Genomic DNA, 13,184 nt, shown 5'->3' with positions numbered 1-13,184 from the left:
CGGCCGACGCTGGCGTATCACTTCACGGGCACTTTCATTCTGAACAATTTCTCTGCATTTCGGAATGCAATCTTTTCCTTGTCTTCGCGTGGCAAATCGACTCCGCGGAACCAGTCGGTCTGCTCCTTTATGTCCGCGAACGGGTAGTCGGTTGCGAACATCACTCGATCCACGCTTATGTACTTCAGCAGGAGATCGAGCAGTTCGGTCTGCGGGAATGCGCTGGTTGTGACCCAGAAGTTGTCCTGGAAGTATTGCCCGATGGGCTTCTCGAGTGAGTCTTTGGTCGGCTCGCCCATGTCATTGACGATCCGCTCGTAGTAGAAGGGAAGACCTTCGCCCATGTGGCCGATGATGATTTTCAGTTTGGGGTATCTGTCGAAAACCCCGTACGTGATCATCCGAATGCATTGGGTCAGCACCTCCTGGTGCCAGCCATATCCAGACCCACTGAAAATGTGGTCTTGGTACTCTTCCGTGTATTTAGACCGTGTGGTGCTGTAGTAGATCTTGAAGACCTCGTCAGCTGGATAGCCGGGATGCAGGTAGATCGGCACATCGAGAGCCACGGCACGTGCCAGCACAGGCTCGAAATCGGGATGATCGAGATACTTCTTCGCAATGTGTCCGTTGGTCAGTGCGCCCAAGAAGCCATCTTCCCGAACCGAGCGTTCCAATTCGTCCGCAGCCGCCTCCGGGCTCTGTAAGGGCAAAGTGGCGAAAGCCTTGAAGCGGTCCGGATATTTGCCGATCGGCCCGTCTGCAAGTTGCCGGTTAAGATGATAGGCAAGGTCGATGCCCCTCTGCCCAGGGACATTTTGCACGGAGGGTGTATGGGCAGAGAGGATTTGAACGTTGAGTCCCCCCGCATCCATATCGCCGAGGCGGCGTTGGCCCAGATCCGAAAGACCAATTTCCTCAAGGAACGCTATGTGATCCTGATTGATGGAGTTCAACTTCAACAACGTGGGGGTCGAAAAGGTCTCCTCCGCGCCGATGAAGGGCAGGTCCTGGTCCCGCCGTGAAATGTCCGAAGTCTCGTTCTCGCTTGCTTCCGAGAGAATGGCGTGCGTGGACAAGCCGGCGCCAATGCCAAGTGCCGTGCTGGCGGTGAGAAAGCCGCGGCGTCCCATGGGCTTCATGTCAGTCCCTCTCTTCAGGCGTTTGTGTGGTGGGGTATCCGTACGGCATCCGTCTGCGAGATGCTTCAGGGGGTCTTCGCGTCCTGCTCGCGCACCGCGGCAGCGCTCAGGTCGGGGAACCGCTCGCCGGTGCGCAGCGGCTGTGGTGGAGCTGACGACCGCCCGCGTGCGCGCTGTTCGGGCCTTCCGTGGCGGGCCCCGCACTGTTGTCGGCGTGTGACCCCGCATGCGGCGACAGGGAACGGTGTCGCCAGCGCCCTGGTGGCTCCCCCGAACCTCCGCAGTGGACTATCAAGTTCCGGCATAGCCCCAACGCTAGGCCCGATTCCGTTCTGTTTCGTCATACTGCGGTCGTCATCCCTCGGGAGACAGGCGGTACGACGTTACTCCGACGGGAGTACGCTCCGGATCGCCGTTGGACACCCACACGAGAATCAAGACCCGTCGCAACTGGGCCCCGAAGTACAGAGATGGGCCGGGCTGCGCTTTCCCCGATGGTGCTGCGTCGACTGCTATCACTAGCCTTCTACATACGGGTTGCATCGCTTATCCGCATGCCTACTTCCTACCGAGTGAACCTGAGACGAACGCGACGGCGTCGGCCCGTCGAACTCCGCGCGGACAAGGCGTATTTCTCCGCCGAACATCTCACCCGGCTGCGTGAGCGAGGGCTCGTCCCGCGCATCGCGCGTCCCGGGATGGAATCGAGCGAGCGGCGGCCGGCACCGCTGGAAGACCGAGCGGTCGATCGCCTGGCTGTTCGGCTTCCGCCGGCTCACCGCCCGGTACGAGCGAAAGCGATCTCACTTCCTCGCCTTTCTCGGCCTCGCAGCCGCCCGCACCCGCTACAAGAAGCTCGCGAAACCCCTACCTGAGACATCCTCCAACGCCGAGGCACACGTGATGGTGCGCGCCCTCGGCCGGCTACGGCACCGAATCTGACGGCCGGCGGCACGTATCAGGTGGTCGAGGCAACTGCTCGGGTGACGGCCGTGATCGCCGGGGTGGGGCGGCCGGGGAGCCGCGCCACGAGAACCCGGCGGATCTCGGGAGGCGCGCCTTCGACGTGCAGCAGGCTCACCCCGGGCGGCAGCACCGGCGAGAGCCGCGAGGGCACCGTTGTCACCCCGAAGCCACCGGCGACCAGCTGAAGCTTCGTCAGCCAGTCGCGCGCGCAGTGGACGACGTCCGGCCGTCCGGGCAGGCCAGGCCAGACGCCGAGCAGTGGCTCGGCGTTCGACGTCGGGGCGGCAATCCACGGGGCGTCGATCAATTCGTCGACGTGCACCTCGGTGCGGTCGGCGAACTCTCCGGTCGAAGGCACCGCCACGACGAGCTCGGTGTCCATCACGGTCTCGACGTGCAGGCGCGGCGACTCGCCGTCCAGAGGCCGGTGGGGCGGGCGGGACGTCAGCACGGCAAGGTCGATCGAGCCCGCGCGCAGTGCCCGGACCAGGGAGGGCGTGGTGCCCTCGGTAGTCGTCACCGTGATCTGCGGGTCGGTTGCCGCGAGGCGGGTGAGTGAGAGAGGCAGGATGGCCGCGCCCGCGCTCAGGAACAGTCCTAGCCGCACCAGTTCGGTACGCGGGACGGTGCCGGTGAGGTCGCGCTCGGCCGCCGTCAGACAGTCCAGGATCGTGCGAGCGTGGCGCAGCAGAGTCAGACCCGCGGGGGTGAGCCGCACTCCGTCAGGGCGGCGTTCGAACAGGGCGGTGCCCGCGCTTCGTTCGAGGGCGGCGGCCTGGCGTGAGACCGCCGACTGTGTGTAGCCGAGCCGGGTGGCTGCTGCGGTGAAGCTGCCGGACTCGGCGATCTGCCGCAGGACTCGTAGGCCTGTGCTGGAGATGTCCATGCGAGCTACGCATACCACAGATGCCTGATCGTCGCTTCCTGCATGCCCGCCGGGTTCCTAGTGTCGATCCCGACGAACACGGACGAACACGGAGGTCATCACGTGCGAGCAGCAGTTCTGACGCAGTTCGGTGCCCCGCTCACGGTGCGGGAGGTCCCCGATCCCGAGGTCGGCGGCGGCGAGGTGGTGGTCGAGGTCCTCGCCGCCTGCGTGGCGCCTTACGCGGTGGAGGTCTTCAGCGGCGAGCGGAACTACCCTCTGGTCCCTCCCGTCGTGCCTGGGGTCGGCGGCGTGGGGCGGATCGTCCACGTGGGCCCCGACGCCACCCGGCTGCGCCCCGGCGACCTGGTGTGGTGCGACTCGACGGTGCGCTCGCGGGATGACGCCCTGACGCCCGACATCGCGCTCCAGGGCTGGAGTTCCCGCGGCGAGGGCGGTGCGCGCCTCGCCCGGTACCTGCACGACGGGTCGTTCGCCGAGCTCATGCGGGTCCCGACGGAGAACGTCTTCCCGCTCCCCGCAGCGGCGGGGGACGACCCGGCCCGCTGGGCCGCGCTCGGCGTGCACGTCATCCCTTACGGCGGGCTGCTGGCCGGCGGGCTCGCAGCCGGTGAGACGCTGCTCGTCAGCGGGGCCACGGGCAACCTCGGCAGCAGTGCGGTCGCGGTGGCGCTTGCCATGGGGGCGGGCCGCGTGGTCGCCCCAGGCCGCAACCATGCCGCGCTCGACCTCCTCACCGACCGGTTCGGTCCGCTCGTGCGCCCGGTTCCGCTCACCGGGGACGAGACCGGCGACCGCGCGGCGATGTCCGCGGCGGCCGACGGCCCGATCGACATGGTGATCGACCTGCTACCCCCGAGCACACCCGCCTCGGCAGCGCGCACGGCAGCCGTGACCGTGCGCGAATACGGCCGCGTCGTTCTCATGGGCGGCGTCGGCATGCTCGGCGGCGACGACCTCGCCCTCCCGTACCCATGGATCATGCGCAACTCGATCACCGTGCGCGGCCAGTGGATGTACCCGCGTACAGCGAACGTCGGCATCATCCGGATCCTCGCCTCGGGCGCCATGGACCTCGCCACCGAACGGGTCCGGTCGTTCGGCCTCAGCGCCGTCAACGAGGCCGTCATGTACGCCGCCTCGCATGGCGGTCCGTTCGACCGCACCACCCTCACCCCACCGGCTCGCTGACACGACCGACTGATCCCCACGTGTCAGCGCCACGTCCCCGCCCTCACAAGCGCAGGCCGCCAGCCATGCTGTTGCTGTTTCTCGCGAACAACCATGAGCCTCAAGATCACCAACGGCTGCCCGAGCGGACGAAGATTCGCTGCGGGCGGGATGGGGGAGGTCGCGGGGGAACCGGTCGCCGTGAAGGTGATCCGGCCCGAGCGCACGGACCCGCACACCCGCGCCCGCTTCGAAGGCGAGGCGACCATCGCGCGAACGGCGGCGGTGCCGGCACCGGCGTTGCCGGGCCTGACTGATCGTTTCAGAATGAGTTGAGTCGCCGGGTGCGTGCTGATCTTGTTCCGGACGACCTGTGGGAGCGGGTGGCGCCGCTGCTGCCACCCACTCCCCGACGACGCCATCGCTGTCCCGGACGACTGCGCGTTCCGGACAGAGCAGTCCTCGCCGGAATCGTGTACGTGTTGCGGACCGGCATTGCCTGGCGCGACGTGCCGGCCGAGACCGCCGGCTGCGGGACTGAGCCGAGGCCGGCGTCTGGCCACGCAGTAAGTGCCCGAAACGGGACGTGTGTCAGGCGCCAGGGCGAGCACGCCACGCATCCTGGAGCGCCGGCTGCACGTCTTCCCCGAGGACGAGGTGTGTCGTCCTGCCCGGCAGGGTGGGCAGCTCAGCCCAGTGAGTCACCGTGTCATCGTCGGCAAGACCGTAGGGCAGACGGACATATCCGTCAGAGTCGACGAAGCAGTCCCTGTGTTCCGTTCCGTCCTCACTGAAGTGCCGAGTCGTGAAGTACATCGGCCTTACCAGCCAGAATGCCTCCTCCACCGCGTTCTCGGACTCAGCGCTGTCGGCTGGGTACCGGCCCGTGATCGCCGCTGCCACCGGTACACCGTCCCGCGGCAGTCTTTCACGTGCGTCAATCCAGGTCGTCTGGGTGTTCTGATTCGCCATCCCTCTCCTCGGTCAAGCGCTCGGATGCCTGTTTTCCGCCCGTGCGCCCGCACATCGGCAAGACCGTTGTACCGATCTCGGCATCCGGTAGGACTGCCCAGCGCTTGCGCAGGTTGAGTGAGCCGGGACGAACGCGGACCGAACACTTTCGACTGCCTGCCCTCCCTCTCGGATCGCCCAGGGGGTAGCCGAAGCCGCGCTTGTAGGTCGCCGCTGCCTGCTCCTTCTCGGAGTGGGAGGTGACCCAGGCGGTGGCTCTGGCCGAGCGCAGGCGCGCGAGTGCAGCCGAATGATGCCGGCCAGCAGGCGCCAGGCGGTCGGAGCGGAGGCCCGTACGAGGTTCTGGTCGTCGGCCGGCAGTACGCGGATGGTCATCGAACCTTGTCCTCCCGGGACAGCGGGAGTGTGGCGGTCACCTCGAAGCCCTCGGCGGGCCCTGGGCCGGCGTCCAGTGTGCCGCCCACGCTACGGGCCCGCTCCCGCATTCCGATGAGCCCGAACCCCGGCGTGCCGTCGGACGGGCCCACTTCGCCGCCCGTGCCGTCGTCCCCGCCCGTCCCGTCGTCCCTGACACTCACCCGCAGTGCGCCGTCCGCGGTCCACAGACCCACCCGCACGGTGAGGTCCTCGCGGCCGCCGTGACGTACGGCGTTGGTGAGCGCCTCCTGCACGATCCGGTACGCGGCGGCGCCCACGGAGGGCGGGATGTCGTCCGCGTGGACGGACAGTTCGACCTTGGCCCCGGCCACCCGGCCGGTCTCCGCGAGATCGGCCAGTCCGTCGATGCCGGGCAGCGGCCCCCGCATGTCCTCGGCCCCGGAAACAGAACCGGGCACGGAACCGGGCCCCGGATCCGCGCCCACTCCCACGACCGTGTCATGCGCCCGCAGCACCTCCAGCGTCGTACGCAGTTCCTCCCGGGTGATCCGGCAGGTCCCCGCGATGTCGTCCAGTGCCTGGGCGACGGCCTTGCGGTCGAGGCGCTCGGGGTCGGCGGTGAGGACGTGGGCCGCCACGGACGTCTGCACGCCGATGAGCGTGATGCTGTGGGCGAGCAGGTCGTGCAGGTCACGGGCGATCCGCAGCCGTTCCTCGGCGACGCGGCGCCTGGCCTCCTCCTCCCGGGTGTGTTCGGCCCGTTCGGCCCGCTCGACGATGGAGGCGACGTACAAGCGGTAGTAGCGGACGGCGATACCGGTGAGCAGGACCGCGATGATCCAGCCGGAGATCTCCAGGGACTCCAGCGCCTCCATCGGGTTGACGAGGTCGTTGCCGATCGCTGTCAGGCCGAGGACGGCGACACCGGTGAGCAGCGTGCGCCGTACGGCGCCCGTCGCCGCGACGGTGTAGAGCGCCAGGACGGTCGCGGGGATGGGTGGGGCGGGGTTGTAGTCGAGGGCCTGGTACGGAGCCACGCAGGCCGCCATCCCGAGCAGGGCCACCACCGGACGGCGCCGCCGCCATACGAGGGGCACGTGCCCGGCGAGCAGCAGCGTCCAGCTGAGATGGTCGGGCCGGGTCCCTTCACCGCCCATACGGGCGAGGACCACGGCGAGCACGGCGACGCACAGGGCGAGGACCGCGTCGTTGCGGGTGCGGTGCGGTGCGGTCAGCGGTTCGCGGTGGATGGCGGACATGATGCGCTCGGCGTGCCGGGACCGCCCGCCGCCACCGGCCGCCGTCTCCGCCGCCGACCGGTCGCGTACCCCTGTGGTCGTTCCCCGATCTTCCACGGCTCCATCTTCCGGTACTCGTACGGGAACCCGGGCGCCTCTACGGAAGGGGAGGCGCCTGGGTGGCCCCGCAGGATCAGGGTGCACGATCAGGGTGCTCGATCAGAGCGTTCGATCGAGGCCTTCGGACAGCGTGCTCAGGGTGCACTGACGGTTTCCGGCTGCCGGGGCGGCTCGGTCGGTCCGCCCCTTCCGCTCGACCGGGCCGGTTCGGCCGGCCCGGGCTGCCGTGAGAGCACGCCCGGCCACCACACCTTCCGGCCCAGGGCGACGCTGGCACTGGTCACCAGATACGTCCGTACGAGGAAGGTGTCGAGCAGGACGCCGACGGCGATCACGAAGCCGAGCTGGACCAGCTGCACCAGGCCCATGTTCGTCAGCACGGCGAAGGTCGCGGCGAGGACGAGTCCGGCGGAGGCGATGACGCCGCCAGTGGTGCGCAATGCGGTGAGTGCCGCCGTGGCCGGTTCCGCACCCGCCAGGGACTCCTCCCTCATCCGGTGCATGAGGAAGATGCCGTAGTCGACGCCGAGGGCGACCAGGAACACGAAGGACAGCAGTCCGAGCCCCGGATCGGTGCCCTTGAGGCCGAGAAGCGGTTCGAAGACCAGTCCGCCGATTCCGAGAGAGGCGCCCCACACCGCGACGACCGCGACCACCAGGAGCAGCGGTGCGACCAGACTCCGCAGCAGCCCGATCAGGATGAGCAGCACGGAGACGAGGACGAGCGGTACGACGATCTTCGTGTCCCGTGCGTTGGTGTCCTCCAGGTCGATCTGCTGGGCGCTGTCCCCGCCGACGTAGGAGCCCTTCAGTTCGTTCCGCAGGGACTTGATGGTGGCGGTCTCCCCCGCCGACTGGGGTGCGCTCTTCGCGAAGACGGAGATCTCGGTCCAGCCGTCTCCGGTACGGCCCTTCTCCGCGCTGCCGACGCCCGGTGTGCCGCGGACGGTCGCGAGGGTCTCGTCGGCGCGGTCCTGTGGGGTGATCACGTCGATGGGCTGGCTGCCCTGCCCGGGATAGGCCTTGGCAGCGGTCTCCATCGCGACTACGGACTCCGGCTTCTTGACGAAGGAGTCCTCCTGCTTGAGCGCTCCCGGCAGGTTGAGTGAGCCGAGGGCCAGGGCGCCGAGCAGGACGGCACCGCTCGCGAGTACGGTCAGCGGCCTGCGTCCGGCAGAGCTGCCCATCGCCGAGAACAGGCTCCGCCGCTGCTTGGGGGTGCTCCCGAAGGCGGGCACGAGCGGCCAGAACACCCGCCGTCCGACCAGTACGAGGATGGCGGGGAGCAGGGTGAGCATCGCGATCAGTGCGCACAGCACACCGACGGTGCCGAGCGGGCCCATGCCCCGGCTGCTGTTGAGGTCGGCGGCGAGCAGGCACAGCAGTCCGGCGGCGACGGTGCCGGAGGAGGCGAGCACGGCGGGCCCGCAGCCGCGCAGGGCGGCGAGCATGGCCTGGTACGGTCGCTCGATGCGCCGCAGCTCCTCCCGGTAGCGCGAGACGAGCAGCAGCGCGTAGTCCGTGCCCGCCCCGAACACGAGGATCGTCATCACACCTGAGCTCTGCCCCGAGACGGCCGTGCCGAAGGCCTGGTTGAGGCCGTAGGCGACGCCCATCGACATGTAGTCGGCGATCCCGGCGACGACGAGGGGCACGAGCCACAGCACGGGGCTGCGGTAGATGAGGATCAGCAGTACGGCGACGACGGCGACGGTGGTGTAGAGCAGCGGTCCGCCGAGCGAGTCGTAGACCGCGCCGGAGTCGGTGCCCAGCGCGCCGGTGCCGCCCACATCGACGCTCAACCCGCCTTCGCCCTGGGCGACTTCGCGGACGTCGGTGACGAGCTTGTCCTGCTTCTCCTCATCCGCCCCGGGCTCGTTGCTGGCGACCGGGTACATCAGGGTCGTGCCGTCCTTGGACGGAATTCCGTCGGGAACACCGTCGATCAGCTTGTGCTGCCGGGCGATCTCCGCGACCTGCCCGGCCGCGGTCTTCCGGTCGGCGGCGCTGAGCCCGCCGTCCCGGTGGTAGACGAGTACCATCTCGGTGGTCTCGCCACCGGGCAACTTCTCCTCGATCTTCGCCGCTTGCGTCGAGTCCGCGCTCGCCGGCAGGTAGTCGGTGACCTTGTCGTGCTGCACGTCGGCGAGCTTCGCCGCGAACGGCCCGACGAGCGCGATCACCGCAATCCACAGCCCGAGCACCGCCCATGGGACGGCTCGCCAGCGCCCCGTCCTCGTCGTGGTTGTCTCTCCGGCCCTCATCGACCGATCTCCCTCCGGGTGACGTCTGCTTCGGTCCCCAGACTTCCGGTCAGAACCACGGCTTTCGTCGGGCGGGAGGGCGAGGTGACGCGTACTGCCGGGGGCGACGGCGGCTGCGGATTACTCCCTGGGGAGTAAGCGGCGGACGGCACGCGGCCGCGGGAGGGACGCGGGGCTGTTTCGATCTTCGGCTACCGCCGCGATGGGGGTCCCCCGCTCGAGCGAAGCCGAGAGTGGGGGAGCGACCAGCCCTCACGGACCTGCAGCAGAATCAGTCCCCCGCCGGGAAGGTGCGAGGGGCCCGGGCTCACCCGGGGCCCACGACGGCGCCGCGCCGCCGTGAGCAATCGCGTCACATCATCCGCACAGATCGTCAGCGCAGCGCCTACTGCAGCGAGGGTCTCCCGTTCGGCAGGCGTGTACGGCCCGTCGGCGAGAGCGATACGGGCGCCCTGGAGGAGGATGGCCTCCCGGCCGGCCGGGAGGCCAGGTGGGGGCGCCAGCGGGTCCAGGGCTTCGTGGAGCTCTACGGGCGGCCCGGGCCCGCAGGGTTCGCCGAAGATCCGGCGCCGTGCGGTGAGGGTGGAGGCGACCGGACCGTATACCTCGCGCTGGTCGCGCTGGTCGCGCTGGTCGCGCTGGTCGCGCAGGAGGGGCAGGTCGGCTATTGCCTCGCCGCTGTCGGCGAGCAGGCGCCGCACGGCCGCAATCTGTGCAGCGCATTGGCGAAGGAGCCGGTCAGACCGGTGACGTAGGCGTGATCCCTCGTGGCTGACCGCTCCGTGACCGTCGGCCGAGACGACGAGCATGGGACGCGGGTAGCGTGCACGCAGAAAGTGCCTTCCGGCTGTGGTGACAGAAGCCCTAGGCAAGCCTCATCGTCCCAGCTCACCAGGCACTTGTGTTTCTGCTCAAGATCCGGACACGGCAACAAGTGAAACGCGCAGGCTAAGGGCACAGCTCTGACCAGACGGCATGGGCGCTGATCGCATCGGCTGCCTGTTCGACGGTGTGTCCGTCGGTGTCGATGCGCAGATGACCGATCCCGGCTTCTTCCAGGCCGGCGGCCGATGCCACCGCCTGGTCAGCGGCGTGGAGCAGGCCTGCGACGGACTGCCCTCGCATGGGGTCGCCTGGTTGCGACCAACTGCCGCCTTGTCCACGGGACATGATGCGTTCCGTCAGGTGCTGCCGTCCGGCGTGCAGTCGGCACAGCGTGAGCTCGGTCGCAGGGATCGCGTCGGAGTACGCCTTGACCGTGGCCTCGTCCTCGACCGGGCCGGACATGATCAAGCACTGGGCCCCGGCCGCACGGTAAGTCCGCCACACGGCGGCCAGGTTGCGGGCCTTGACCCGGTGGTTGGCGGGATCCTCCTGAACCGGGAGGCAGAAGCCGAGCTGGTCGAGATCGAGATACGCGGCGGTGACACCAGCGCCCAGGACTCTTCGGTAGACCTCGAAGCCGACCGTTGATTTGCCGACGCCGGTCGCGCCGCACAGCCACAGAACCGGCACATCAGCGGAAGGCTCCGCTTGCGCCATGGCTACGCTTTGGCCCGCAGCGATGACCGTCGACGGCTCGGACGCGTCAGACGAACGGCCAGGAGCCGAGGCCGGCCATCCGTCGGTCAGCTCACCGACATGCCGCGTCACCTCGTGCACCGGCAATCCGCTGGTGTCGACGCAGGCATCCGCGAAGGTGCTTGCGTCCAGGGCGTCGGCTTCCCGCAGCACCTCGTCGACTGACTCGGCGGGACCTCCGCGACCGGTGAACCGCTGCCGAAGCACCTCCCGGTCGGCACGCAAGCGGCACACCGTCACCGCGGCCTGCGGAATCAGGTCTACGTGCACCCCGCAGGCGGGATCGACGACTCCCGAAACGATGAGACACCGGGCGCCGGCCGCCCGGAATCCGGCCACTACCGCGTCAACGTTGCGTGCCTTCATACGGTGCCGCCCTCGATCACCCGCAGGCTCGGGGTAGCAGATCCCCAACTGGTCGATGTCAACGAAGCCGCTCTCGATCCCGGCCCGCGTGAGGTGGGAGTGCATCTCCCAGGCGACCGTGGTCTTACCGACTCCCGGCGGACCGCAGAGCCACAGCACGGGGAACACAGCGCCCCTCACCGGCTTGCCGCCAGACCCGGGCGGTGCGCCGTGAGCTCCGGAAGCGCGGGTTCGATGACAGAGGCCATGGCCCCGGATTGTCTCCATCGTGCACATGCCTGTCGACGGATTTTGGGGCGCTCGCGGACCCCCACGAGGATCAGGAACAGGCATTCCTCATGGTGATGGCGTCGGCGTCGCTGCTTACAGACGGTTCCCCGGAGTCTCCCGGGCACCCCGCCTGGTGTGCGAGATTGCCGGTAGGGCAGCATCTGCTGGGATATCGCCTGCCCGTGAGGGGTCGTCATGCGCTCCATCAGCCGTGTCGCTGGGCCTGCCCTGCTCGCCTGTCTGTTTCTGGCGGGCTGTTCGTCTGATCCGCTCGGAGTGCCGGACGCGCCGTCGTCCGGCACTGCGGCGCCGGATGCGTCTGCGTCGGGCGCCGCGGGCGGGGGCCGGTCGCTCGCGGTCGGGGCCGGTCCGCAGAAGCACTACACGGTGCAGCGGCAGCCCGCGGCGGGCAGCTGCCGCTACCGGTATGAGAAGGGGGAGCCGCTGGAGGACCCGAAGTGCACGCCGGGCGCGATCTCCCCGGCCGTCACGCAGGCCAATCTGAAGTCCACGATCTGCCGCAAGGGCGGCTACACCGCCGGCGTGCGCCCCTCCGCGTACGTGACCGGCAAGGAGAAGAAGCTCAACGCCGCCTCCTACGGCTATGCCGGCAGCATGTCCGACGCCGAGTACGACCACCTGATCAGCCTGCAGCTCGGCGGCGACCCCAACGACTACCGCAACCTGTGGGTCGAACCCGCAGACCCCGGTCACAAGAAGGGCAGCGGGGTCAACAACAAGAAGGACCCGGTCGAGACGAAGCTGCACACCGCGGTCTGCGCCGGCAAGATCACCCTCGCACAGGCACAACAAGCGATCGTCACCGACTGGACCACCGCACTGTCCGCACTCGGCCTCAGCTGACGCGGGACAGCGCAGCGTGCCGCACGTGGGGGCTCGGGGCGGCGGAGTGTGGAGGCGGCCTCGGAGGCGGCCCTGGACTCACTCCGGCGGCGTTCGGGCTCGCGGTCTCAGGCCGCGGGCTCCCAGACGAATCCGTCCGGGTCGGTGAACGGCCCGGCGTCGCTGCCGATCGCGAGCCGGGACGATCCCGCTCCCTCCGGCGGCACGCCGGCGACCTTGGCCAGGCCCTTGCGCCCGTACAGCGACAGCTTGACGGGGCTGGACGAGGCGTCGAACTCGACGTACTTGCTGCCGAAGCTCTTCGCCACCTTGAGGCCGCGCTCGACGTAGAACTGCTTGCTCGCGGCCATGTCCGCCACTCCCAGCAGTACGACGATCTCGTCGATCTGCCGGCTGTCGGGGCCGGAGTCCTTCTTCGAGGAGCTCGCGATCTGCCAGACGGTCCCGTCCGGGGCCTGGACGACGCCGCCGTAGCCCCACAACGACTTCTTGGCGGGCTTCAGCGCCGTGGCGCCGGCGTCGAGCGCGGTGCCGAAGAGGTTGTCGACGATCGACGGCTGGGACACCACGAGCGAGACGGTGAACCCGCGAAAGCCGGAGGTCGGCTCGTCCGAGGCCCGCAGACGTACCTCTTTGCCCAGGCCGAAGCCCTCCGCGTAGAAGCGCTCGGCGGCCGCGGGGTCGGCCACTTCCAGAGTGATGAAGTCGATGGAGGTCATGTCTTCACGCTAGGTGTCCGCGGCGGCCGATGCTTCTTCAATCCTGACCGATGTCGTCGGCAGGCCGACTCGCCGCACCGGCCGTAGCCGGGCAGCCCCGCGGACGGCGGCCCCCGCAGCGATCGAGCCCCCACCCGTGCTCACCTGCCCATGCCCAGCCCATGCCCATGCCCATGGTCACGGGCATGACGGTGCCCGTGCCGGGGGCCGGGCCGTGCCGGTGGGCGCACTTGCCCGCCCGCCCCGCC

The 13,184-nt window shown here is 68.9% G+C and carries 13 protein-coding genes and 2 pseudogenes; 6 read left to right on the top strand and 9 right to left on the bottom strand.

Annotated features, from left to right (window positions below; translation table 11 throughout):
• Positions 1 to 17 precede the first annotated feature (17 nt).
• Positions 18 to 1,142, bottom strand: a complete 1,125-nt coding sequence (locus ABT300_RS01920) for an amidohydrolase family protein (protein WP_351670679.1) — start codon at positions 1,140 to 1,142, stop codon at positions 18 to 20.
• A gap of 660 nt (positions 1,143 to 1,802) precedes the next feature.
• On the opposite strand from ABT300_RS01920, the gene ABT300_RS44410 reads away from it, so the two are divergent.
• Entirely contained in the window at positions 1,803 to 2,084 is a 282-nt protein-coding gene (locus ABT300_RS44410; protein WP_502977860.1) for a hypothetical protein, read from the top strand.
• Positions 2,085 to 2,100: 16 nt separating this feature from the next.
• On the opposite strand, the gene ABT300_RS01910 is transcribed toward ABT300_RS44410, so the two are convergent.
• Positions 2,101 to 2,994 (bottom strand): LysR family transcriptional regulator, encoded by an 894-nt coding sequence (locus ABT300_RS01910; RefSeq protein ID WP_351670676.1) that lies wholly within the window; start codon positions 2,992 to 2,994, stop codon positions 2,101 to 2,103.
• Positions 2,995 to 3,096: 102 nt separating this feature from the next.
• Here ABT300_RS01910 and ABT300_RS01905 point away from each other — a divergent pair, with 102 nt between their 5' ends.
• From ABT300_RS01905 to ABT300_RS44405, 3 genes and pseudogenes are all read left to right on the top strand, one after another.
• Positions 3,097 to 4,185 (top strand): alcohol dehydrogenase catalytic domain-containing protein, encoded by a 1,089-nt coding sequence (locus tag ABT300_RS01905; protein ID WP_351670673.1) that lies wholly within the window; start codon positions 3,097 to 3,099, stop codon positions 4,183 to 4,185.
• Positions 4,186 to 4,278: 93 nt separating this feature from the next.
• Positions 4,279 to 4,500, top strand: coding sequence for a hypothetical protein (locus tag ABT300_RS01900; protein WP_351670670.1), 222 nt, complete (start codon positions 4,279 to 4,281; stop codon positions 4,498 to 4,500).
• 8 nt (positions 4,501 to 4,508) lie between these two features.
• Positions 4,509 to 4,625: pseudogene (locus ABT300_RS44405) on the top strand (IS5/IS1182 family transposase); the annotation flags it as partial.
• A 130-nt stretch (positions 4,626 to 4,755) separates the two neighbouring features.
• Here ABT300_RS44405 and ABT300_RS01890 read toward each other — a convergent pair.
• The 4 genes and pseudogenes from ABT300_RS01890 to ABT300_RS01875 all read right to left on the bottom strand — a co-directional run.
• On the bottom strand, positions 4,756 to 5,136 hold the full coding sequence (locus tag ABT300_RS01890; RefSeq protein WP_351670667.1) for an AQJ64_40280 family protein: 381 nt from the start codon (positions 5,134 to 5,136) through the stop codon (positions 4,756 to 4,758).
• A 371-nt stretch (positions 5,137 to 5,507) separates the two neighbouring features.
• Positions 5,508 to 6,869 carry a sensor histidine kinase gene (locus ABT300_RS01885; protein ID WP_502977859.1) on the bottom strand — a complete coding sequence of 454 codons (1,362 nt, stop codon included), beginning with the start codon at positions 6,867 to 6,869 and terminating at the stop codon, positions 5,508 to 5,510.
• Positions 6,870 to 7,006: 137 nt separating this feature from the next.
• A complete protein-coding gene (locus ABT300_RS01880) occupies positions 7,007 to 9,136 on the bottom strand; it encodes an MMPL family transporter (protein WP_351670664.1) in 2,130 nt (709 codons plus the stop codon).
• A gap of 329 nt (positions 9,137 to 9,465) precedes the next feature.
• Positions 9,466 to 9,702 (bottom strand): annotated as a pseudogene (locus tag ABT300_RS01875) (TerB family tellurite resistance protein); the annotation flags it as partial.
• Between ABT300_RS01875 and ABT300_RS01870 the strand changes: the two are divergent.
• Positions 9,655 to 9,891: a hypothetical protein gene (locus ABT300_RS01870; RefSeq protein WP_351671020.1), complete on the top strand. Its 237-nt coding sequence runs from the start codon at positions 9,655 to 9,657 to the stop codon at positions 9,889 to 9,891. The pseudogene ABT300_RS01875 and the gene ABT300_RS01870 sit on opposite strands and share 48 nt — an antisense overlap.
• 193 nt (positions 9,892 to 10,084) lie before the next feature.
• Here the strand turns inward: ABT300_RS01870 and ABT300_RS01865 are convergent, their stop codons facing one another.
• Complete coding sequence (locus ABT300_RS01865; RefSeq protein ID WP_351670661.1) at positions 10,085 to 11,251, bottom strand: AAA family ATPase; 1,167 nt, start codon at positions 11,249 to 11,251, stop codon at positions 10,085 to 10,087.
• 297 nt (positions 11,252 to 11,548) lie between these two features.
• Here ABT300_RS01865 and ABT300_RS01860 point away from each other — a divergent pair, with 297 nt between their 5' ends.
• Entirely contained in the window at positions 11,549 to 12,217 is a 669-nt protein-coding gene (locus ABT300_RS01860) for a hypothetical protein (protein WP_351670658.1), read from the top strand.
• Positions 12,218 to 12,324: 107 nt separating this feature from the next.
• On the opposite strand, the gene ABT300_RS01855 is transcribed toward ABT300_RS01860, so the two are convergent.
• Positions 12,325 to 12,936: a glyoxalase gene (locus tag ABT300_RS01855; protein ID WP_351670655.1), complete on the bottom strand. Its 612-nt coding sequence runs from the start codon at positions 12,934 to 12,936 to the stop codon at positions 12,325 to 12,327.
• Between the two features lie 37 nt (positions 12,937 to 12,973).
• The coding region (locus ABT300_RS01850) for a hypothetical protein (RefSeq protein WP_351670652.1) at positions 12,974 to 13,184 on the bottom strand (211 nt) is incomplete at its 5' end.

Origin of the sequence: Streptomyces sp. NPDC001027 (assembly GCF_040299045.1) — a bacterium.
Lineage (GTDB): Bacteria > Actinomycetota > Actinomycetes > Streptomycetales > Streptomycetaceae > Streptomyces.
The sequence above is the reverse complement of the archived record's forward strand: the minus strand, read 5'-3'. Positions and strand labels throughout refer to the sequence as shown.